Source organism: Rhizobium sp. 01L410 (genome assembly GCF_056400165.1).
Genome location: NZ_JBFTST010000006.1, coordinates 286,082 through 306,321 on the forward strand (window position 1 = coordinate 286,082; position 20,240 = coordinate 306,321).

General features: G+C 62.2%; 21 protein-coding genes. 11 read left to right on the forward strand and 10 right to left on the reverse strand.

What is annotated here, in order from left to right:
- Nucleotides 1-10: 10 nt before the first annotated feature.
- On the reverse strand, nt 11-1,309 hold the full coding sequence (locus AC1DV9_RS15695) for a M16 family metallopeptidase (protein ID WP_477948924.1): 1,299 nt from the start codon (nt 1,307-1,309) through the stop codon (nt 11-13).
- Between the two features lie 24 nt (nt 1,310-1,333).
- On the reverse strand, nt 1,334-2,734 hold the full coding sequence (gene thrC / locus AC1DV9_RS15700) for a threonine synthase (RefSeq protein ID WP_477948926.1): 1,401 nt from the start codon (nt 2,732-2,734) through the stop codon (nt 1,334-1,336).
- A 198-nt stretch (nt 2,735-2,932) separates the two neighbouring features.
- Between thrC and AC1DV9_RS15705 the strand changes: the two genes are divergently transcribed.
- Both AC1DV9_RS15705 and AC1DV9_RS15710 read left to right on the forward strand, forming a co-directional pair.
- Nucleotides 2,933-3,631, forward strand: a complete 699-nt coding sequence (locus tag AC1DV9_RS15705; RefSeq protein WP_477949078.1) for a hypothetical protein — start codon at nt 2,933-2,935, stop codon at nt 3,629-3,631.
- A gap of 60 nt (nt 3,632-3,691) precedes the next feature.
- Nucleotides 3,692-4,609 carry a diacylglycerol/lipid kinase family protein gene (locus AC1DV9_RS15710; RefSeq protein ID WP_477948928.1) on the forward strand — a complete coding sequence of 306 codons (918 nt, stop codon included), beginning with the start codon at nt 3,692-3,694 and terminating at the stop codon, nt 4,607-4,609.
- Here the strand turns inward: AC1DV9_RS15710 and AC1DV9_RS15715 are convergent, their stop codons facing one another.
- A complete protein-coding gene (locus AC1DV9_RS15715) occupies nt 4,610-5,299 on the reverse strand; it encodes an HAD family hydrolase (RefSeq protein ID WP_477948930.1) in 690 nt (229 codons plus the stop codon).
- Nucleotides 5,300-5,479: 180 nt separating this feature from the next.
- Between AC1DV9_RS15715 and AC1DV9_RS15720 the strand changes: the two genes are divergently transcribed.
- A complete protein-coding gene (locus AC1DV9_RS15720; RefSeq protein ID WP_477948932.1) occupies nt 5,480-6,145 on the forward strand; it encodes a GntR family transcriptional regulator in 666 nt (221 codons plus the stop codon).
- Between the two features lie 4 nt (nt 6,146-6,149).
- Here the strand turns inward: AC1DV9_RS15720 and AC1DV9_RS15725 are convergent, their stop codons facing one another.
- Nucleotides 6,150-6,836: an ArsR/SmtB family transcription factor gene (locus AC1DV9_RS15725; protein WP_477948934.1), complete on the reverse strand. Its 687-nt coding sequence runs from the start codon at nt 6,834-6,836 to the stop codon at nt 6,150-6,152.
- Between the two features lie 71 nt (nt 6,837-6,907).
- Here AC1DV9_RS15725 and AC1DV9_RS15730 point away from each other — a divergent pair, with 71 nt between their 5' ends.
- From AC1DV9_RS15730 to AC1DV9_RS15750, 5 genes are all read left to right on the forward strand, one after another.
- On the forward strand, nt 6,908-7,237 hold the full coding sequence (locus tag AC1DV9_RS15730; protein ID WP_477948936.1) for an NIPSNAP family protein: 330 nt from the start codon (nt 6,908-6,910) through the stop codon (nt 7,235-7,237).
- Nucleotides 7,234-7,590 (forward strand): antibiotic biosynthesis monooxygenase family protein, encoded by a 357-nt coding sequence (locus AC1DV9_RS15735; RefSeq protein ID WP_310291835.1) that lies wholly within the window; start codon nt 7,234-7,236, stop codon nt 7,588-7,590. Before AC1DV9_RS15730 ends, AC1DV9_RS15735 begins: the two co-directional genes overlap by 4 nt.
- 203 nt (nt 7,591-7,793) lie before the next feature.
- Nucleotides 7,794-9,167, forward strand: coding sequence for a pilus assembly protein TadG-related protein (locus tag AC1DV9_RS15740; RefSeq protein ID WP_112386420.1), 1,374 nt, complete (start codon nt 7,794-7,796; stop codon nt 9,165-9,167).
- A 148-nt stretch (nt 9,168-9,315) separates the two neighbouring features.
- Nucleotides 9,316-10,446, forward strand: a complete 1,131-nt coding sequence (locus AC1DV9_RS15745; RefSeq protein ID WP_112386419.1) for a site-specific DNA-methyltransferase — start codon at nt 9,316-9,318, stop codon at nt 10,444-10,446.
- 169 nt (nt 10,447-10,615) lie between these two features.
- Complete coding sequence (locus AC1DV9_RS15750; RefSeq protein WP_477948938.1) at nt 10,616-11,086, forward strand: DUF6790 family protein; 471 nt, start codon at nt 10,616-10,618, stop codon at nt 11,084-11,086.
- 74 nt (nt 11,087-11,160) lie between these two features.
- Here AC1DV9_RS15750 and AC1DV9_RS15755 read toward each other — a convergent pair whose 3' ends face one another.
- The 4 genes from AC1DV9_RS15755 to mutY form a co-directional block, all read right to left on the reverse strand.
- Nucleotides 11,161-12,081, reverse strand: coding sequence for a hypothetical protein (locus tag AC1DV9_RS15755; RefSeq protein ID WP_477948939.1), 921 nt, complete (start codon nt 12,079-12,081; stop codon nt 11,161-11,163).
- A 254-nt stretch (nt 12,082-12,335) separates the two neighbouring features.
- Nucleotides 12,336-12,701: a nuclear transport factor 2 family protein gene (locus AC1DV9_RS15760; protein ID WP_477948940.1), complete on the reverse strand. Its 366-nt coding sequence runs from the start codon at nt 12,699-12,701 to the stop codon at nt 12,336-12,338.
- Between the two features lie 2 nt (nt 12,702-12,703).
- Entirely contained in the window at nt 12,704-13,312 is a 609-nt protein-coding gene (locus tag AC1DV9_RS15765) for an HAD family hydrolase (protein ID WP_477948942.1), read from the reverse strand.
- Nucleotides 13,313-14,407: an A/G-specific adenine glycosylase gene (gene mutY, locus AC1DV9_RS15770; protein ID WP_477948944.1), complete on the reverse strand. Its 1,095-nt coding sequence runs from the start codon at nt 14,405-14,407 to the stop codon at nt 13,313-13,315. It lies immediately after the preceding gene.
- Nucleotides 14,408-14,502: 95 nt separating this feature from the next.
- Here mutY and AC1DV9_RS15775 point away from each other — a divergent pair, with 95 nt between their 5' ends.
- Entirely contained in the window at nt 14,503-14,988 is a 486-nt protein-coding gene (locus AC1DV9_RS15775; protein ID WP_477948946.1) for a DUF721 domain-containing protein, read from the forward strand.
- 5 nt (nt 14,989-14,993) lie between these two features.
- On the opposite strand, the gene AC1DV9_RS15780 is transcribed toward AC1DV9_RS15775, so the two are convergent.
- Entirely contained in the window at nt 14,994-15,413 is a 420-nt protein-coding gene (locus tag AC1DV9_RS15780; RefSeq protein ID WP_477948948.1) for a PIN domain-containing protein, read from the reverse strand.
- The gene (locus AC1DV9_RS15785) at nt 15,410-15,649 is read right to left on the reverse strand and encodes a FitA-like ribbon-helix-helix domain-containing protein (protein WP_477939484.1); all 240 of its coding nucleotides are present in this window, start codon (nt 15,647-15,649) and stop codon (nt 15,410-15,412) included. Before AC1DV9_RS15785 ends, AC1DV9_RS15780 begins: the two co-directional genes overlap by 4 nt.
- Nucleotides 15,650-15,858: 209 nt before the next feature.
- Between AC1DV9_RS15785 and AC1DV9_RS15790 the strand changes: the two genes are divergently transcribed.
- Both AC1DV9_RS15790 and AC1DV9_RS15795 read left to right on the forward strand, forming a co-directional pair.
- On the forward strand, nt 15,859-16,551 hold the full coding sequence (locus AC1DV9_RS15790; RefSeq protein ID WP_112518146.1) for a DsbA family protein: 693 nt from the start codon (nt 15,859-15,861) through the stop codon (nt 16,549-16,551).
- A 75-nt stretch (nt 16,552-16,626) separates the two neighbouring features.
- Complete coding sequence (locus AC1DV9_RS15795) at nt 16,627-20,088, forward strand: chromosome segregation SMC family protein (protein ID WP_477948949.1); 3,462 nt, start codon at nt 16,627-16,629, stop codon at nt 20,086-20,088.
- Nucleotides 20,089-20,240 lie beyond the last annotated feature (152 nt).

Here is a 20,240-nt window from a genome sequence, read left to right on the forward strand (position 1 = left end):
TGAAAGCGGTCTAGCGGCTTGCCTGTTTGGATTGCGGCATATGGGCGGAGAGCGAAGCAGTGATGTCTTCCATCGGCGCAAGCTGCTCCAGCGGGCCGATCGCCGACAGCGTCGGAACGGTGTCGAAGAACAGCCGTCCGGCAAGGTCGGTCAGGCGCTCGACGGTGATGCCTTCCAGCCGCTCCATCATCTCCGGATTGGAGATCGGACGGCCATAAAGCATCATCTGCCGAGCAATCTGACCGGCACGGGCGGCCGGGCTTTCCTGACCCATCAAAAGCTGGGCGCGGATCTGGGCGCGGGCGCGCTCGATTTCCTTCTGCTCGATCGAGCCGGCAGACTTGTGCAGCTCGTCGATGATGACAGGCACCAGTTCCGGCAGGTTCTCGCCGCCGGTCGCGGCATGGATGCCGAAGATGCCGGTGTCGGAAAAGCCCCAGTGGAAGGCATAGATCGAATAGCAGAGGCCGCGAATTTCGCGCACTTCCTGGAACAGCCGGGACGACATGCCGCCGCCCAGAATGTTGGCAAGGATCTGCGAACAGTAGAAGTCGCGGGCGTGATAGGCCTTGCCTTCGAAGCCGAGCAGGATCTGCGCATCCATGAGATCGCGGGTCTCGCGGATATTGCCGCCGATATAGCGAGCGGGCTCCATGACGGGCGTCGCGATCGGCGCTGTCGGCAGGCCGGCGAAGCGCTGTTCCACCATCTTCACGAACTCGTCGTGATCGACGGCACCGGCTGCGACCACGAACATCCGGTCGGTCGTGTAGTTGCGGCCGAGATAGGTGCGGATCTGCTGCGGCGAGAAGGAAACGACCGTCTCCGGCGTACCGAGAATGGCGCGGCCGAGCGTCTGGTCCTTGTAGGCGGTTTCCGAAAACTTGTCGAAAACCACGTCATCGGGCGTGTCGTTGGCGGCGTTGATTTCCTGCAGGATGACCTGCTTTTCGCGCTCCAGCTCGTCTTCCTCGAAGGCCGATTCCGTCAGGATGTCGGCGAGGATATCGATGGCGAGCGGCACGTGGTCCTTGAGGACGCGGGCGTAGTAGGAGGTCGTTTCGGTCGAGGTTGCGGCGTTCACTTCGCCGCCGACATCCTCGATTTCCTCTGCGATATCGCGTGCCGAGCGGCGCGCGGTTCCCTTGAAAGCCATGTGTTCGAGCAGGTGGGCAATGCCATGCTCGTCTTGCGTCTCGTTGCGCGAACCTGATTTGATCCAGACCCCGAGCGCGGCACTTTCAAGGTGCGGCATGGTCTGTGTCACTACTGTCAGCCCGGATTTGAGCCGGGTGCACTCAACTGTCATTGGCTATCTTTCTGCGCTGCCGAATTACGTCCGGGCATGCTTGCCGATAAAGCTTTCAACGGCCTTAAGTTCCGGATCGATGACTTGGAAGCGCTCCTCCTTAAGCATCAGATCAGCAAGCCACGTCGGGAGCGCCGGGTCAATACCGGAGGCCGATTTTACGGCCGCCGGGAACTTAGCCGGGTGGGCGGTGGCAAGCGTCACCATCGGTGTATTCGGCTTCTCATGCTTGGCCGCAACGAAGACGCCGATCGCCGAATGCGGATCGAGCAGATAGCCCGTCTCGGCAAGCGTTTCCTTGATCGTCTGGGCCACCTGCTTCTCGCTGGCGCGGCCGGCGCGGAAGTCTTTCTTGATGGCGGCGAGCGCCTTCGGGGCGATCTCGAAACCGTTCGATTGCTTCAGGCTGTCCATGGCGTGGCGCACCTTGGAAGCATCGCGGTCATAGGCCTCGAACAGCAGCCGTTCGAAGTTGGAAGAGATCTGGATATCCATGGACGGAGAGGTGGTCGCCTTGACCTCCTTCATGTCGTAGCGGCCGGTCTTCATCGTCCGCGCCAGGATGTCGTTCTCGTTGGTGGCGATAACAAGCTTGCCGATCGGCAGGCCCATCTTCTTGGCGGCATAGCCCGCAAAAATATCCCCGAAATTCCCCGTCGGTACGGTGAACGAAATCTTCCGGTCCGGTCCGCCGAGCGCGACCGAGGTGGTGAAGTAATAGACGATCTGAGCCATGATGCGGGCCCAGTTGATCGAGTTGACGCCCGAAAGCTTTACCTTGTCGCGGAAGGCGCCGTCATTGAACATCGCCTTCACCAGATTCTGGCAGTCGTCGAAATTGCCGTTGACGGCAAGCGCATGCACGTTCGGCGACGTCGAGGTCGTCATCTGGCGCTGCTGCACCGGCGACACCTTGCCATGCGGGAAGAGAATGAAGATGTCGGTGCGCTCGCGGCCAGCAAAGGCGTCGATCGCCGCACCGCCGGTATCGCCCGACGTGGCGCCGACGATCGTCGCGCGCTCGCCGCGCTTCTCCAGCGCATAGTCCATCAGGCGGGCCAGCAACTGCATCGCCACGTCCTTGAAGGCCAGCGTCGTGCCGTGGAAGAGCTCCATGACGAAGCTGTTTGGGCCGGTCTGCACCAGCGGCGCGATCGCCGGATGGCGGAAGGTGCCATAGGCCTCGTCGATCATCGCGCGGAAGGTTTCGGCCGGGATTTCGCCATTGGTGAAGGGCGAGAGAATCGTGAACGCGATATCCTGATAACTCTTGCCGCGCAGCGCCCGGATCTCCTTCTTGGAGAACTGCGGCCATTGACGCGGAACGTAGAGACCGCCGTCGCGGGCAAGACCCGTCAGAAGCGCATCGCAAAAGCCGAGAGAAGGGGCCTCGCCGCGGGTCGAGATATAGTCCACGTTCTTCATCCTTGACGTTATGGCCGGAAGCGATCCGGAGAAGGAAAGCAAGCTCCTGAAATGCTGCGAGCCGAAATGTGCATCAAAACAGTGCTTACCCAATCGATTTTTCTTTGCGCCGCTGATATAGACCATCGCAAACTGTGACGAAAGGCCTTGCAAACGCGACTTCGGGCCTGCCAAAAAACTTTGTAAGAGGGTGGAATAATCGTGTTCGGCAAAGTCCCGCGTCTCATCGCTTCCGCATCGTTGGCCGCTCTTCTCGCAGGCTGCAGCTCGCTCGGAATGGGCGGCGACAGCAAGCCCGCAGAGGCTTCCGCGCAGACCGGTGGCACCGCGCAGATCATGCCGATGGCACCGCAGAATCCATCTTCGACAGACAAGCCGATCGGCACCGCCACTAATGCGTCAGGCTCCGTACAGCCGGTCGTTCAGGGCGCTTGCCCGCAGATCTACATGCGCGATCAGGATGCGATCTTCCGCACCTATGCCAAGGGCGGCAAGAAGGCTGTCGTCAACAGCGCCGCAGGCCAGCAGGATGCGCAGCCGACGGATCAGATCGTCTATCAGGCCGCATTCGGCGACTATACGCGCCAGTGCACGCTCAACGACCAGAACCTGACGATGACCATCGTTGCGCAGGTTCGCGTACTCGCCGGTCCGGCAGGCGGCCCTGGTGCCGTGTCGCTGCCGATTCGCATCAGCGCTGTCGACAGCCAGGGTGCGATCAACAGCGAGACCGTGCCCTTCACCGCGCAGATACCGGCTGGCCAGACGTCGACGCAGGTCCTGTTCCGCCACGACGGCTTCAAGCTGCCGGTGGGTTCGGGTTCGCTGGTTCGCGTCAATATCGGCTTCGATCAGGGCAACGCCCCGAAGACCAAGAAGAAAGCCAAGAGCTCTTAATACGCCGCTTGTTTCGGCCTCCCCGTCATGCTTCTGTCATGGCGGGAGAGATTTTTCGCGATGAAAATCGGCATCGTTCTCAATCCGGCGTCTGGAAGGCGGGGCAGGCGGCTGTTCTGGTCCGCGTTGCGGCGTGCGCTCGAAGCCCGCTCGGCCGATATCAGCCTGCGTGAGACCAAGGGTTTCGGCGATGCTGGGCGCCATGGTCGGGAACTCGCCGAAGACGGCTGCGATCTGGTGCTGGCCGTCGGTGGCGATGGCACGGTCGGCGAGGTCGCAGGCGGTATCCTTAGATCAAGGCGTCCGGGCGCGGTCTTCTCTTTCATTCCGACGGGCACCGGCTGCGATTTCGCCCGCAATTTCGTCATCCCCCGTGAACCCTCGAAGATCGCCGAACATCTGTTGACTGCGCCGGTGCGCTCCGTCGATGCCGGGCTGCTGACCTGCGAAAACGAAGACGGCGTGAGCTGCACCCGGCATTTCATCAATATCGCCAGCTTCGGCGTTTCGGGAAAGATCGTCAGCGCCGTCAACGAGGCGCGGCGGGGCAGGCGGCTGCCGGGCCCGATGGTGTTCTTCTATCACAGCCTGATGCAGATCCTGCGCTACAAGCCCTGCAAGATCCGCCTGCGGCTCGATGGCGAGGATGTCTATGACGGGCCGATCACCGCCGTTGCGGTCGCCAACGGCGCCTGGTTCGGCGGCGGCATGAAGGTGGCGCCCGGCGCCGATGTTTCCGACGGGCTCTTCGATGTGGTGATCATCAGGGGTGCCGCGAGACTGCGCGTGCTGACGCTGATGAACAGCATCTATAGCGGGAGGCATGTGAAAAGCCCGCTGGTCAGCATCCACCGGGCGCGTCTGGTCGAGGTCTGGCCGGCCGGCGAGGCGGCACCTGTCGATAGCGACGGCGAGGCGCCTGGGCATATCCCGGCACGTTTCGAGATATTGCCCGGCGCCGTCAACCTGCTCGTCTGATCAGAGCGCGCCTTCCCATTCGGAAAGTGCGGCAACGACACCCGGAAGATCGCTCATCCGCGAGATCACGGTTTCCGCACCCGCATCCGTAAGGTGGTCGGCATGCGAGGGATAGCTGTGCGACGCACCGGTAAAGCCGATGACGCGCATACCGGCGCTACGGGCCGCATGGACGCCATGAACGGAATCCTCGACGACGAGGGTGCGCGACGGCGAAACGCCCATCTTCTCTGCGCCATGCAGGAAAATGTCCGGCTTCGGCTTGGTGCGGTCGGGGCCAAGGTCCTTGGCCGAAAAGATGTTCGGCGCAAACAGCGGCTTGAGGCCGACCTTGCCGAGCATCATGTCGAGGCGTGCAGAGCTCGAATTGGAGCAGATGCAGCGCTGCAGATTGAGCTTGGCAATAGCAGCCGCGACACCGGCGATCGCCTCGACATCCTGCTGGAGCTTGAGGTCGAGCAGCTTCTCGGACTTGTCGAGCAGCGAGGCCGAAAGCGGGATGCTGGCATCACGCTCGACCTGCAGAAGAATGTTCTTCCAGGTCAGGCCTGCGAAGCGCTCGGCCATTTCTTCCGGGCTGATCGGGTAACCGGCCTCGGTGAGAAGGGCGGATTCGACTTGCGCCGCGATGATTTCGGAATCGACCAGAACGCCGTCACAGTCGAAGATAATGAGGTCGAAGCCCTGCATGTTCGTCCAGCCTTGTTGGGGATGGCGGCGGTTTACACGATGGCGTTCCAAAGCTCAACGGGGGCGTTGACATGGCAGCGATGCGCGCTGTGGGCGGCTTGTCGCCGCCGAATGCCATTTGCGCCGGAAGGCACCGCAGGATAGCCTCGCCAAGCCGATTCCCGCGCATTACTGGACAGCATGGCCAAGGAACCCGAAGACACGATCGCAAGCCGCATCAGCCGCATCCTGGCGGAGCGTATCGTGCATGGTGAACTGGCCGCCGGCGTCAGGCTTCGGCAGGACCATATCGCCGAGGAATTCGGCACCAGCCATGTGCCGGTGCGCGAGGCCTTCCGCCGCCTCGAAGCGCAGGGGCTGGCGATCAGCGAGCCGCGCCGCGGCGTGCGCGTTGCCTCCTTCGATCTGGAAGAGGTGCGTGAAGTCGCCGAAATGCGCGCGGCGCTTGAGGTTCTGGCGCTCCGCCACGCCGCCAAGCATCTGACATCAGCGATCCTCGATGCCGCCGAGCAGGCGACCCGCGATGGCGATGCAGCCGCCGACGTGCATGCCTGGGAAGAGGCGAACCGCCGCTTCCACCGGCTGATCCTTGCGCCCTGCAACATGAACCGCCTGTTGGCGGCGATCGACGATCTGCATGCGGCAAGCGCCCGGTTCCTGTTCTCGGCGTGGCGTTCCGGATGGGAAAAGCGCACCGACCACGATCACCGCGCCATCCTGCTGGCGCTGCGCCAGGGCCGCATCGATGAGGCAGCCGCCATCCTGCAGAAACATGTGCAATGGATCGGCCGTTCGCCCTCGGCGCGCAAGCCCGGCGAGCCGGAAGCCTTCGCCATCGTCGGCTAATGGCTCAGGCCTCGACCGGAAAGAGCTGCAGAAACTGACGCTCGCCTTCGGGCGAAAAAATCACTGAGCGGCTTTCGGCCGTGCGCCGCGCCCAGCCCTTGTCGAAGAAGTTGGAAAGCAGCGCCTTGCCGAGGCTGCCCGCCAGATGCGCGCGCCGCTCGCTCCAGTCGAGGCAGGAGCGGCAGAGCGGACGGCGCGAGGATTTCAGGCCATGCAGGTCTATGCCGATGCACTGGAACCGGTCCTCGCCCTTTGCCGTCACCGCCAGTCCATCGCTGATGGCGTCGATCGCCCCGGAGGTGACGAGGCTGTCCAGCATCCGCACGCCGTAATCGCCAGCCAGATGGTCGTAGCAAATGCGTGCCTTGCGCAGCGCCGGTTCCTTCGGTCCCGGCTGGTGGCGCAGATGCCCACGCCCGGCGGCAAAGCCCATGATGCTTTCGAGCAGCTTGCCGACGCCATCATCGGCAAGAGTGAAATAGCGGTGGCGCCCCTGCTTGCGCTGCGAAAGCAGGCTGCCGGCCTCAAGCTTGGCAAGATGCGTGCTCGCCGTCTGCAGCGTGATGCCGCCGGCGGCCGCAAGCTCCGTCGCCGTCAGCGCCTTCCCGCCCATCAGCGCCGTCAGCATGTTGGCGCGGGCGGGATCGCCAATGAGCGAGCCGATCTGTGCGATGTCTGGTCCTTCTTTCATACTTCGATCGTAACCGAAGCATGCCGGTGCCGCAACATGGCAATCTCTTCCCACAACAACAGGAGAAAGAGATGCTCACCTGCTTCATCCGCTACGAGATCGATCCGTTCAAGAAGGAAGCCTTCGCCGAATATGCCCGCAACTGGGGACAGGCGATCCCGCAGAACGGCGCCGACCTGATTGGCTATTTCGCCCCGCACGAGGGCTCGCTGACGACGGCCTACGGTGTCTACAACATCGAAAGCCTTGCCGCCTACGAAGCCTACCGTGCGAGGCTCGCCGCCGATCCGCGCGGCCGCGAAAACTACGAATTTGCCAAGCGCGAGCGCTTCATCCTCAGGGAGGACCGCATCTTCCTGAAAAATGTTTCGGCACCCCATGCCAAGCTGGTGCTGCCATGATCGCCGTCATCTTCGAGGTCGTGCCCTTTCTGGGCGAGCGCCACAAATACCTCGATCTGGCAGGAGAGCTACGCGCCGAATTGGAGAGCATGGATGGCTTCATCTCCATCGAGCGCTTCGAAAGCCTGACGATGCGCGGCAAGATCCTGTCGCTCTCCTTCTGGCGTGATGAGGACGCCGTCAAGGGCTGGCGCAATCGCGAGGCGCATCGCAACGCCCAGGCGGCCGGCCGCAACGGCGTCTTTGCCGATTACCGCTTGCGTATCGGCCACATCGTCCGCGACTACGGCATGTTCGAGCGCGACGAGGCGCCGGACGACAGCCGCAAGGTCCACGACACCGCCGGCGCTTGAAAGGGCCAAGACAACGAAGGCGTGCCGGCGAAAATTCCGGCATGCCACCAGTGATAGAATAAAATTGAAATATCACTTCTATCTAAAGTATTTATCGCCTTTCTATTTCAGTCACGAAGCCGTGAAAACGCTTCCATGCTTACTCTATATTATCGAATGGTGTGCATAACGGCACTATATTTTAGCTCCGAGGCATACTCAAAATGCGTTCTTTACGTCCCTTTCTCAAGGACCGGCGCGGCAATTTCGGTGTCATGACCGCAATCCTGATGGTGCCGCTGCTCGGCGCTGCAGGTCTTGCTGTCGACTACAGCGACCAGAGCGAGCTTCGGACCGAACTGATGGAGGCAGCCGATGCCGCAGCCCTCGGCGCCATCTCCCCGCAGTCGTCAGGCTACAAGGCGATCCAGTCGATGACCGGCGACGGTGAGGTCAGTATTGCCGAGCAGGATGCGCAACAGATGTTCATGGCGCAGCGCTCAAGCGGCCTTAGCCAGACTGCCGGCTCGCTGCCTATCAACGTCTCGATCAAGGTCGCCAAGCAAAGCGGCGTCGTCACCTCCACCGTCAATTTCGGCACGCAGGCGCCGACCACGTTCATGAAGATTCTGGGCATCAATTCCATGCCTGTCAGCGGCACGGCGACCGCCTCCAGCGGCGGAATGTCGAGCGCCAGCTACACCGACTTTTACCTACTGCTCGACAATACCCCGTCGATGGGCATCGGCGCGACGCAGGCCGATATCGACGCGCTTGTAAAGGCGACAGCAAATGCCCCGGATGCCGCGGGCCGCAACTGTGCCTTCGCCTGCCATATGGTCTGGGGCAGCGGCGTCGAAAACACGGACAGCAATTATCTCATTGCCCGCGCCAACGATATCACGCTGCGGATCGACGTGGTGACGGAGGCCGTCAAGGGGCTGATGGACGATGCGGCCGGGGAAACCCAGCCGAACCAGTACCGCTTCGCCGCCTATACGTTCGGCGCCGCGGCCTCTGAAACGGCGCCCTATTACGGTATCCAGCGGATCGCAACCCTGACCGGCGATCTCTCGACCATGCGCAACGCCATTGGCCAGATCAACCTGATGACGACGCAGCATCATCAGTTCAACGAGGATGCGCTGACGAGTTTCGACACGGCGCTGACCAGCATCGGCAAGGAGATCAAGACCGATGGCGGCACCGGCGCCAGCACCGGCGACCGCCAGGAAGTGGTGTTCTTCGTGACCGACGGCCTGGGCGACAGCCGCAAAAGCAGCTGCACGGGCGGCTCCTGGTGGTCCAACCCCGACCGCTGCCTGCAGCCGATCGACCCGAAGCTCTGCTCGGCGCTGAAGGATCGCGGCATCAAGGTCGCCGTGCTCTACACCACCTACCTGCCGATCCCCACCGACCCGATTTGGAACCAGGCGATCAACCCGGTTTTCGCCAAGAATATCGGCCCGAACCTGAAAGCCTGCGCCACCGAGGGGCTGTTCTTCGAGGTCAAACCCACCGACGACATGGCCGCCTCGATGTCGGCCCTGTTCAGCAAGGCGGCGAGTGCCACGAGCGGCCTCAGGCTGACGAATTGAGGGGAGGCGGGCCAGGTGCCCGCCTTTTCATTTTCTGCGTGTATAGTTCGATAATTTCCCGAAATCGCTCACCGCTTCAGGCTTTGGTAACCAAACTGGGTAACCATAACGGTCAGTTAAAAGCGTAAGTGTATGAGCGAGTAACATAATGGCGTCTGTCTTTCCGCTTGCCGATCTTAAGACCTCCGTTAAGCCGGATTCCTGGATCGACACGATCATCAAGGGTGATTGTGTCGCGGCCCTCGAGGCCCTGCCGACCAATTCCGTCGATGTGATCTTTGCCGACCCGCCCTATAACCTGCAGCTCGGTGGCACGCTGCACCGTCCCGATCAGTCGCTGGTCGATGCCGTCGATGACGAGTGGGATCAGTTTGCTTCCTTCGAGGCCTACGATGCCTTCACACGCGCCTGGCTGCTGGCCTGCCGCCGCGTTCTGAAGCCGACAGGCACGATCTGGGTCATCGGCTCCTATCACAACATCTTCCGCGTCGGCGCCACACTGCAGGATCTCAATTTTTGGATCCTCAACGACATCGTCTGGCGCAAGACAAACCCGATGCCGAACTTCAAGGGCCGCCGGTTCCAGAACGCCCATGAGACGATGATCTGGGCAAGCCCGGACGCCAAGGCCAAGGGCTACACCTTCAATTACGATGCGCTGAAGGCATCGAACGACGACGTGCAGATGCGCTCCGATTGGCTGTTCCCGATCTGCAGCGGCGGTGAGCGTCTGAAGGGCGACGACGGCAAGAAGGTTCACCCGACCCAGAAGCCGGAAGCACTGCTCGCTCGCGTCATCATGGCGTCCTCGAAGCCGGGTGACGTGATCCTTGATCCGTTCTTCGGTTCGGGCACGACGGGCGCCGTCGCCAAGCGCCTCGGCCGCCACTTCGTCGGCATCGAGCGCGAGCAGGATTACATCGATGCGGCGTCCGCCCGCATCGCCGCCGTCGAGCCGCTCGGCAAGGCGGAGCTGACTGTCATGACCGGCAAGAAGCAGGAAGTGCGCGTCGCCTTCAACGTGTTGGTCGAAAGCGGCCTGATCAAGCCCGGCCAGGTGCTCTACGATGCACGCCGCCGCCACAGCGCGATCGTCCGCGCCGATGGCACCGTGGCCTCCGGCGGCGACGCCGGCTCCATTCATCGCCTGGGCGCAAAGGTTCAGGGTCTTGATGCATGCAACGGATGGACCTTCTGGCATTTCGAAGACGGGCAGACCCTGCGCCCGATCGACGATCTCCGGGCCGTCATCCGCAGTGATCTGGCGAAGGCCGAATAACGTAAGCCTTTACCGATCAAGACTACCTTCTTCCGGTGTTTGTACCTCCAGTTACGGAAGAAGGCTCATGGCGCCCGGGATCAACACCCCGGGCGCCTTTCTTTTGATCTTGCTAACTTGCCGCGTCCTATCGTTAACTGGCAGCCAATGCGTGATCTTGGGGGCCGTCATGTATTTCGCAACAGTGCTTTTGTTGATGCTGGTATTGCCCGTCGTTTCCGTAGTTTCGGAAGCGGTCTTCGCCGGCAATACCGATCTGTTTTTTCTCGTCGGCAGGTGGTTCGTGTTCTGGGGCGTCGGCCTGCGCCTTCTGCTCGCTGGTCTCAAGCAGGTCGCCCAGCCGTCCTTTACGGCTGAAAAGATCTTCGGCGTCACTGACGAGAAAGCATTTCCGCTGGTCCAGGAGATCGGCTTCGGCAATCTGTCGATCGGATTGCTGGGTGCAGCGAGCCTTTTCCAGCCTAACTGGATAGTGCCGGCTGCACTGGTCGGCTGCATTTTCTTCGGTCTGGCTGGGCTGAAACACCTTACGCAGCCGTCGAGGAACAGAAACGAGACCATTGCCATGCTCTCCGACATCGGCATCTCTGCCGTGCTTGCCATCTATCTCGCCGTCCACGTCCTGACTTCCGCAGCGTAGAACGCGTCGCGTCAGGCAAACAGAAAAACGCCCGGAACGTATCCGGGCGTCTAGTTTGATCGCAGGTCGGGCTGTCAGCGCCTCAGAAGCGCCTCGCGCTCTTCATCGTCGTCCCGCTGGCGTCCACCGATCGCGGCCGACACACTGGCGATGAAGGCGCCGACGAGCAGCGACATGGCGCCGATCAGCGCAACACCCGATGCTGTCTTGCGGGCCGTATCGGCGGCCTTCTGCGCCGCTACCTTCGCATCATCGATACGCTTCAGCACACCATCGACGCGGGTTTTTGCATCGGCTTCGGAAAGCCCGGTGCGCGAGGCAACCACCTGGTCGAGATAGGCACGATCGTCGGCGGAGATTTCGCCCTGCGCCGCACCGCTGATCAGCACGCGGGAAATCTCGGCGCTCACGGCTTCATTGCTCTGGTTATGCGGGGCGGTCCGGCCATCTGCCGGGCGCAGCAGCGCATCGGTGAAGTAGGAGGTCGAGAAGCCGCCCGTATTGTCCGAACCGGACACTGCAGCCGCTGCTCCCGCGCCACCCACTGCCGCCGTTGCTCCAACCGCAGTCGCGGTCGCACTCGCACCGGCACTGACGAGCGAGGATACCGCCGAACCAAGCAGGCCGATAACAATAAGCGTTGCCAATGCCCAGGCCAGAAAGCCATGCGCCGTATCGCGGAAGAACACCTCATAGGTGTGAACCCCGACCCACTTTGAGCGAAGCCGGCCGGTGATATAGCCGCCGAGCGCCGACGACGCCCATTGCACAACGATTAGCCACACGGCCGCCGTCGCCCCGATCGTCGCCAGCGAGCTGCTGCTGTTGGCGAAGGGCGAAATCATCGTCAGCCCCAGTCCGGAGCCGATCAGCATGAAGATCAGGGTGATCGCCGTGGCGGCCAGCGTGCCGGCGAGAATCGGCCCCCAGCTGACGGCCGAGGACGACGATTCCTGCGGAGCGCCGGTAACGACGCTCGATACGGGTTGCGACATCGTGATCTCCTAGTGCCAGAACAGAAGGATGATCAGGATCAGCGGAATCGGAACCCCGAGAAACCAAAGCAAAATACCTCTACCCATCCTATTCCTCCTGCCGGCTCTGCCGGGCTGCTGATTGATGCCTGCCGCAAGTGAAGCGGCTGAGATCAAAACAACCGGAAAAGAAGAATGTTCCTGAAGTCTTTCAGCTGGTTGTGAGATTTGCAGATATTGTTGCGGAAAGGGCGGCAGCGATACCGCCCTTCCGATCAGAATGCCTGATAATCGGTTACCTGCACATGCGCGACGCGGCCATCCTCGTTGAAGGTGATGGTTTCCTCGCCCTCGCGGATCAGCGGCTTGCCGGTGCCGCTATGCGTTGCCCGGACCGACCAGACCGCGCGCCCGGCACGCGGACTTACCTTTTCCACCAGCGTGTCAATCGCCGTCTGATCCGGGTAATCGTCAAAATACTTGCGGAACGCCGTCATGATCTGCTCGCGCCCGGCAAGGCTGCCGACGCCGTTCGAGACATAGGTCGCGTCATCGGCGAAATAGTTCTCGATCGTCTGGAAATCGAGCGCATTGATCGCGCCATGGAAAAGCTTGATCTCTTCGACCGGATCGAATGCCATGATCAGATCTCCACGCCATGTGTTCTGAGGTCGGCGCGCAGCTTGTCCGCACCGGTGAAATGCACGGCCTGCCAGCCGGCTTTCTGCGCGCCTTCGACATTGGCGACGGTGTCGTCGATGAAGATGGATGTTGCCGGATCGAGGCCGAAGCTGTCGGCATGCATCTCGTAGATCGCCACATCCGGCTTGATCAGCTTCACATCGCCCGAGACGGTAACGCCGCGCGTCTTCGTCAGGAAGGGATAGCGAACCTGCGCCTCGCGAAACGTGTCGGAAGCGAAATTCGTCAGCATCGTCACGTCATGGCCCCGGGCGATCAGCTCTTCCATCACCACGACGCTGTCATCATAGGCATGTGGCACCATCTCGTGCCAGTATTTGCGGAAGTGGCGGATCTGCTCTTCGCGCTCCGGATGCGCATCGATCAACAGCGCTTCGGCCTCTTCCCAGCTGCGGCCGCGGTCCTGCTCGATGTTCCAGTCATGGGTGCAGACATTGTCGAAGAACCACTTGCGCTCTTCGGCATCGGGGATCAGTCGCTGATAGGGCAGGCTCGGATCGTAGTGGATCAGCACTTTACCGATATCGAAGACAATATGATTGATGGGCATCTATGATTCCTTGACCGATTTGAACGCGAGAGGAATAGCCGCCGCGATCGCTTTTTTCATGATCGTCGGCAGCGCCTGGGCTTCAAGATTTGTAACCGGTTCCCACCATCCGTCATTGATTTCAACGGGATCGGCGATCGCCACGCGATAGATCTGCAGCCTGAGTTCGAAATGGGTGAAGACGTGGATGACGGTGCCGCAGGGCGTCCAGTCGGCCGGGAAGGGCGCTGCATCTGTCCCTGTCGCCCCGTCGATCCGCGCCGTCCACCCTGTTGTCGGAACCTCCGTCATTCCGCCGAGCAGCCCGCTTTCGATCCGCCGCCGCAGCAGGATCGCGCCCTCTCCGGTGACCGCGACGAATGCCGCACCGTGCCGCACCGGCTTGTCCTTCTTCGCCGCCTTCACCGGAAACAGCTCGGGATCGTGCAGCCGCAACGCCTCGCACGATCCGTTGAATGGACAGAGCGAACATGCCGGCCGCTTCGGCGTGCAGATCGTCGCGCCCAGATCCATCATCGCCTGGGCGAAATCGCCGGGCCGGTCAGCGGGCGTCAGCAGCACCACCTTCTGCTTCATCAGCGGCTTGCCCGCGGGCAGCGGCGTGGAAATCGCATAGAGCCTGGAAATCACCCGCTCGACATTGCCATCCATGACGGCCGCCTGCCGGTTGAAGGCGATCGCCGCGACGGCTGCCGCCGTATAGTCGCCGATGCCAGGGAGCGATTTCAGACCTTCCTCGCTATCCGGGAAGATGCCGCCATGTTCTGTAGCCACGGCCTCGGCGCATTTCTTCAGATTGCGGGCGCGGGCGTAATAGCCGAGCCCTGCCCAGGCGGCCATGACACCGTCGCTCGGCGCCGCCGCCAGATCGTTGACCGTCGGCCAGCGCGCCAGGAAATTGGCGAAATAGGGCTTTACCGCCTGCACCGTCGTCTGCTGCAACATGACCTCAGACAGCCAGATGCGATAGGGATCGGCCTTGACGCCGCGCGCCGCCATCGGCGGCGAGATGCGCCAAGGCAGATCGCGATGGTGGCGGTCGTACCATTCGAGCAGGGGCTTTGCGCTGGGCGCGGTCAATGTCTTTGAAGTCATCGTTTACCGGAGGCAGGGGAGTGGCCTATAATTGGCGAAGCATTGCCGCGGATCAAGGCGGCCCTGCCGATTGGTGGCAGCATCAGAAGGTTTCGATGAGTTATCCACGCAAAGGTGAGAAGCAGATCTCCGAACTGGCCAACGGCCTGATCGATCCGGTGCTCGCCAAGCGTGCCGGCATCAACACCGCGCTGCTCGGTTCCTGGGACGAGATCGCCGGCGAGGATTTTGCCGATTGCACGCGGCCCGAAAAGATCGCCTGGGCCCGCGGCGGCGAGGACGGCACCTACAAGCCCGGCGTCTTGACGATCGCCTGCGAAGGCGCCCGCGCCCTCTTCCTCACCCACGCCCAGGGCGAACTGATCCAGCGCATCAACAGCTTCTTCGGCTTCTCCGCCGTCCACCAGATCCGCATCGTCCAGAAACCGGTCTCCCAGGCCAGCAAACGCTCCCGCACCCCGCCACCGCTGAAAGGCGAGGCGGCCCGCAAGCTCGAAGGCATGCTGGAGGGCATCGAGGGCGACAAGCTGCGCGAGGCGATGAAACGGCTGGGCACCGCGGTGCTGGGGAAGCGGCGGTAAGCGCCTCAAATTTCCCACGGATTGATGATCGGAACACCAGCGGCCTCGAATGGCGTTACATCCCGCGTGGCAACCGTAAAGCCACGGGTTTTGGCGATCGCTGCGATCTGCCCGTCGGCCATTGAAATAACGCGGCCTGTGCTACGCGCCCTGGCGATCAACGGCGCAAATTCTATCGCTGCCTGTTCGTCAAAGGGCAGGACACGTCCCTCGAAGAGGCGGGACAGCAAGTCCAAAAGCTTCTGATGAAGTCCTGCCTTCCGTTTGCCGTCAGGAAGAATTTCAAGCCCGGCCAGCAGTTCGGCGAGATTAACCGACGTGAGATAGAGCGTCTCGGCTGCCTGGTCGTCCAACCAGGCCAGAACCTTCGGGTTTGCGTCGGGCTTCATGGGCTCCGAAATCACGTTGGTATCGAGAATGATCATTCGAAATCCGCGGCGTCGACAGGCGTCTGATCACGTTCGAAAGTGAGATCTGCATCGCCGATCTCTTTTGCAAATGCGGCGAGTTCCGATCCGATCTTGAGCCGCTCGGCTGGCCGCACCGCTTCCTCCAGGATACTGCGGATTTCCGCCTCCGTGCTGCGCCCGTTCTTGGCCGCCCGCTGCTTCAGCGCGCGGTGCGTTTCTCCAGGCAGATTGCGAACAACGATAGCGGACATTTTCGCCTCCATAGCCCTGATGATATCATTCTTGATGCAATGATATCAATCAAGAATTTCTTGGCCAATCAGGTCAGATGAAGAACAATTCATCCCTTAGCCTTTGCAAGGTCACAATTCTTTGAAGAAAGTTGGCAAAGCGTGCCTTGTTCGCGGCCTTTAGCCGTTATATCGCACATTCAGCCGCTACTCTTGCTTATGGGGAATCCATGCACATCTCTGAAATGCAAATGACGAAACGCCAGCTCCTGAGCGGTGTCGCCGCTGCAGGCGCGACTTTGGCGCTCTCCACGGCAGCACAGGCGGCGGTCGAAATTCCGCAGCCCGAAGGCGATGTCGACATGGAAGCGGTGCTGAAGCCCGGCGAACTGCCGGAAATGGCGCTCGGTCCGGAAGATGCCAAGGTCAAGATCGTCGAATATATGTCGATGACCTGCCCGCACTGCGCCCACTTCCACAACACCACCTTCGACGAGATCAAGAAGAAGTATGTCGAGACCGGCAAGGTCCGCTTCATCATCCGCGAATTCCCGTTCGATCCGGCCGCTGCCGCAGCCTTCATGCTGGCCCGCTGCAACGCTTCCGATCCGACGAAGCTCAGCACGCCGGAACAGTATTTCCCGATGGTTTCCATGCTCTTCAAGCAGCAGGAGACCTGGGCCGCAGCCGACGATCGCCGCGCAGCCCTTCTGCAGATGTCCAAACTTGCTGGATTTAGTGAGGATAGCTTTACGAAGTGCTTGACGAACCAGAAGCTTCTGGATGAAGTGAACGCCACGCGGGAAAGGGGCTCCAAGGAGTTCGGCGTCAACGCGACGCCTACTTTCCTGATCAACGGCAAGCGTTACGCTGGGGACATGACGGTTGACTCCATGTCGGCACTTATCGACAGCCTGCTCTGAACCGTACCGTTCTGATCTGACGGGCGGCCCTATCGGGCTGCCCGTCTTTTATTTTGCGCGCTGCGAGGGCGCCGCATGAAGTTCAACAAGCTGCGCCTTGTCGGCTTCAAATCCTTCGTCGAACCGGCTGAATTCATCATCGAGCGCGGGCTGACCGGCGTCGTCGGTCCGAATGGCTGCGGCAAGTCCAATCTCGTGGAAGCGCTCCGCTGGGTGATGGGCGAGAATTCCTACAAGAACATGCGTGCATCCGGCATGGATGACGTGATCTTCTCGGGCTCCGGCAACCGCCCGGCGCGCAATACCGCCGAAGTCGCACTCTATCTCGACAATGCCGATCGCACCGCGCCTGCCGCCTTCAACGACAGCGACGAGATCCAGGTGACGCGCCGCATCGAGCGCGAGCAGGGCTCGGTCTACCGCATCAACGGCAAGGAAAGCCGCGCCAAGGACGTGCAGCTGCTGTTTGCCGATGCCTCAACCGGCGCCCGGTCGCCGTCGATGGTCGGGCAGGGCCGCATCGGCGAGCTGATCTCGGCAAAGCCCCAGGCCCGCCGCCAGCTGCTGGAAGAAGCGGCCGGCATCTCCGGCCTGCATTCGCGCCGCCATGAGGCCGAGCTTCGCCTGCGCGCTGCCGAAGGCAATCTTGAGCGTCTCGACGACGTCACCTCGCAGCTTGAAAGCCAGATCGAGAGCCTCAAGCGTCAGGCCCGTCAGGCCAACCGCTTCAAGACGCTGTCTGCCGATATCCGTGCCCGCGAGGCGATGCTGCTGCATATCCGCTGGGTGCAGGCCAAGGAGACCGAAGCCGAGGCCGACAGTGCGCTGAACCAGGCGACCGTCGTCGTCGCCGAAAAGGCGCAGATGCAGATGGAAGCGGCGAAGACGCAAGGGATCGCCAGCCTGAAGCTGCCGGAACTGCGCGAAGGGGAGGCCCGGGTCGCCGCCGCGCTGCAGCGCCTGCAGATCGCCAAGACGCAGCTGGAAGAGGATGCCAACCGCATCCTGCGCCGCCGCGACGAGCTGACCCGCCGTCTGGCCCAGCTTGCCGAAGACATCCGCCGCGAAGAGCGGCTGGTCTCCGACAATGCCGAAATCCTCGCCCGTCTCGATGCCGAAGAGGCCGAGATCAACGATATCCTCGCCGATTCCGGCCGCCATGCAGAGGAGTTGCGGGAAGCCTTCGAGGAAGCGGCGGCCAAGCTTGCCGATAGCGAGCGTATTTTCACATCGGTGACAGCAGAGCGCGCCGAAGCGGCTGCCGGCCGCAACCAGCTGGAACGCGCCATCCGCGATCTCACGGATCGTAAGATGCGCCTGGAACGGCAGATGGACGAGGCCAACCGCGAGCTGACGGCGATCGCCGAAAAGGTCTCGGCGCTGCCGGATCCGGAAGAGAAGCGCGCCATGGTCGAGGCAGGCGAGATCGCCCTTGCCGACGCCGAGGCAGGCATCCAGGCCGTCGAGCAGGCGCTTGCCGAAGCTCGCCGTACCGAAGCCCTGTCGCGCGCGCCTGTCGATGAGGCGCGCTCTAAGTTGAACGGCCTGGAAACCGAGGCCCGCACCATCCAGCGGATGCTGGCTGTCGGTGCCGCGGCGGGCGAGTTCCCGCCGGTTGCCGAAGAGCTGCGCGTCGATCGCGGCTTCGAGACGGCCTTGGGCGCTGCGCTCGGCGACGATCTGGAATCCCCGCTTGATCCTAAGGCTCCCGCGCACTGGTCGGAGAATGGCGACGGATCGGCCGATCCGGCACTGCCGTCAGGCGCTGTCCCGTTGTTGAACCACGTGCGGGCGCCGTCGGCACTTACCCGCCGCCTCAAGCAGATCGGTCTTGTCGCCGCCGCCGATGCCCATCGTCTTGTGCGCGACTTGAAGCCCGGCCAGCGTCTGGTGACCCGCGAAGGCGCCGTCTATCGCTGGGATGGCCATGTCACCGGTGCCGATGCCCCGAGTGCTGCGGCACTCCGGCTCGCTCAGAAAAACCGCCTGGCGGAGCTCGAAAACGAAGTCTCGATCGCCCGCGATGTGCTTGCCGAGGCCGAAGAACAGCTTGCCGTTGCCGCTGAAGCGATCCGCGGCGAGGAGCGCCGGCTGAACGACGCCCGCGACATGAGCCGCCTGTCGGCGCGTCATCTGGCCGAAGCGCGCGAGGCGCTGGCGGCTGCCGAGCGGGCCTCCGGCGATCTCGTTCGCCGCCGTGACGTGGTGGCCGAGGCCGTCAGCCAGCTGCAGTCGCAGCAGGAAGACATCGCCATCCAGGAAGAGAATGCCCGCATCGAGCTCGAGGATGCGCCGGATCTGACTGCGATCGACGAGCGCCTGCGCCTGCAGCAGATGGAAGTCGCGACCGATCGCGGTCTCGCTGCCGAAGCCCGCGCCCGCCACGACAGCCTTAACCGCGAAAACGATGCCCGCCAGCGCCGCATCGTCGCCATTAGCCAGGAGCGTGAAACCTGGCGCCAGCGCGCCTCAAGCGCCGAAGACCATATTGCCACGCTGCGCGACCGCGAAGAGGAAGCACGCGACGAGGCCTCCGAACTCGAGATGGCACCGGACGAATTCGACGACAAGCGCCGCGCGCTGCTGACCGAATTGCAGAAGGCCGACGAGGCCCGCCGCGCCGCAGCCGATCTTCTGGCCGCCGCCGAGCTCGTCCAGCGCGAGGCCGATCACAAGGCTGCCACCGCACTGTCCGAACTTGCCGAAAGCCGGGAGCGCCGCGGCCGCGCCGAAGAGCGCCTGGTCTCCGCCCGTGAAAAGCGGCAGGAGAGCGAGGGCCGCATCCGCGAGGCGCTGAATGTCGCGCCGCACGAAGCCTTCCGCCTGACCGGCCTTCAGCCGATGCAGTCGATCCCTGATCCACGCGAAGTCGAACGTGACCTGGAGCGGTTGAAGATCGAGCGCGAGCGCCTCGGCGCCGTCAACCTGCGCGCCGAGGAAGAGCAGAAGGAGCTCAGCGACAAGCTGGAGGCGCTGATCAAGGAGCGCGACGACGTCATCGATGCGATCCGCAAGCTGCGCGGCGCGATCCAGAGCCTCAACCGCGAAGGCCGCGAACGCCTGATCGCCGCCTTCGATATCGTCAACGCCCAGTTCCAGCGGCTCTTCACCCATCTCTTCGGCGGCGGCACGGCCGAGCTGCAGCTGATCGAATCCGACGACCCCCTGGAAGCCGGCCTCGAAATTCTCGCCCGCCCCCCCGGCAAGAAGCCGCAGACCATGACGCTGCTCTCTGGCGGCGAGCAGGCGCTGACGGCGATGGCACTGATCTTTGCAGTCTTCCTCACCAATCCTGCGCCGATCTGCGTGCTCGACGAAGTGGATGCGCCGCTCGACGATCACAACGTCGAGCGCTATTGCAACCTGATGGATGAAATGGCCGCTTCGACCGAAACTCGATTCGTGATCATCACTCACAATCCGATCACGATGGCACGCATGAATCGCCTCTTTGGTGTAACGATGGCCGAGCAGGGTGTCTCGCAGCTTGTATCCGTCGACCTGCAGACGGCTGAGCGCCTGCGCGAAACCGCTTGAAAACAAAGGCGTTTCGAGAAAACCCCAAAAAAGTTAGGGTCTTGCTCATACGTTAACCCAATTGGGTGATGCTTTCCCCTTGTTTTTGCATTAGAAGTTGTCCTTAGCGAATGAGGAGATCGCCGAAAAACGATTTCTGTCGCGCATGTTGG

What these genes read in the sequence shown, in the direction of transcription:
- AC1DV9_RS15790 (WP_112518146.1), top strand. Translation starts at nt 15,859, where the DNA reads ATGCACATCTCTGAAATGCAAATGACGAAACGCCAGCTCCTGAGCGGT.
- AC1DV9_RS15735 (WP_310291835.1), top strand. Translation starts at nt 7,234, where the DNA reads ATGATCGCCGTCATCTTCGAGGTCGTGCCCTTTCTGGGCGAGCGCCAC.
- thrC (WP_477948926.1), bottom strand. Translation starts at nt 2,734, where the DNA reads ATGAAGAACGTGGACTATATCTCGACCCGCGGCGAGGCCCCTTCTCTC.
- mutY (WP_477948944.1), bottom strand. Translation starts at nt 14,407, where the DNA reads ATGACTTCAAAGACATTGACCGCGCCCAGCGCAAAGCCCCTGCTCGAA.
- AC1DV9_RS15760 (WP_477948940.1), bottom strand. Translation starts at nt 12,701, where the DNA reads ATGGCATTCGATCCGGTCGAAGAGATCAAGCTTTTCCATGGCGCGATC.
- AC1DV9_RS15785 (WP_477939484.1), bottom strand. Translation starts at nt 15,649, where the DNA reads ATGTCCGCTATCGTTGTTCGCAATCTGCCTGGAGAAACGCACCGCGCG.
- AC1DV9_RS15740 (WP_112386420.1), top strand. Translation starts at nt 7,794, where the DNA reads ATGCGTTCTTTACGTCCCTTTCTCAAGGACCGGCGCGGCAATTTCGGT.
- AC1DV9_RS15795 (WP_477948949.1), top strand. Translation starts at nt 16,627, where the DNA reads ATGAAGTTCAACAAGCTGCGCCTTGTCGGCTTCAAATCCTTCGTCGAA.
- AC1DV9_RS15730 (WP_477948936.1), top strand. Translation starts at nt 6,908, where the DNA reads ATGCTCACCTGCTTCATCCGCTACGAGATCGATCCGTTCAAGAAGGAA.
- AC1DV9_RS15710 (WP_477948928.1), top strand. Translation starts at nt 3,692, where the DNA reads ATGAAAATCGGCATCGTTCTCAATCCGGCGTCTGGAAGGCGGGGCAGG.
- AC1DV9_RS15765 (WP_477948942.1), bottom strand. Translation starts at nt 13,312, where the DNA reads ATGCCCATCAATCATATTGTCTTCGATATCGGTAAAGTGCTGATCCAC.
- AC1DV9_RS15725 (WP_477948934.1), bottom strand. Translation starts at nt 6,836, where the DNA reads ATGAAAGAAGGACCAGACATCGCACAGATCGGCTCGCTCATTGGCGAT.
- AC1DV9_RS15720 (WP_477948932.1), top strand. Translation starts at nt 5,480, where the DNA reads ATGGCCAAGGAACCCGAAGACACGATCGCAAGCCGCATCAGCCGCATC.
- AC1DV9_RS15750 (WP_477948938.1), top strand. Translation starts at nt 10,616, where the DNA reads ATGTATTTCGCAACAGTGCTTTTGTTGATGCTGGTATTGCCCGTCGTT.
- AC1DV9_RS15755 (WP_477948939.1), bottom strand. Translation starts at nt 12,081, where the DNA reads ATGTCGCAACCCGTATCGAGCGTCGTTACCGGCGCTCCGCAGGAATCG.
- AC1DV9_RS15745 (WP_112386419.1), top strand. Translation starts at nt 9,316, where the DNA reads ATGGCGTCTGTCTTTCCGCTTGCCGATCTTAAGACCTCCGTTAAGCCG.
- AC1DV9_RS15695 (WP_477948924.1), bottom strand. Translation starts at nt 1,309, where the DNA reads ATGACAGTTGAGTGCACCCGGCTCAAATCCGGGCTGACAGTAGTGACA.
- AC1DV9_RS15715 (WP_477948930.1), bottom strand. Translation starts at nt 5,299, where the DNA reads ATGCAGGGCTTCGACCTCATTATCTTCGACTGTGACGGCGTTCTGGTC.
- AC1DV9_RS15775 (WP_477948946.1), top strand. Translation starts at nt 14,503, where the DNA reads ATGAGTTATCCACGCAAAGGTGAGAAGCAGATCTCCGAACTGGCCAAC.
- AC1DV9_RS15780 (WP_477948948.1), bottom strand. Translation starts at nt 15,413, where the DNA reads ATGATCATTCTCGATACCAACGTGATTTCGGAGCCCATGAAGCCCGAC.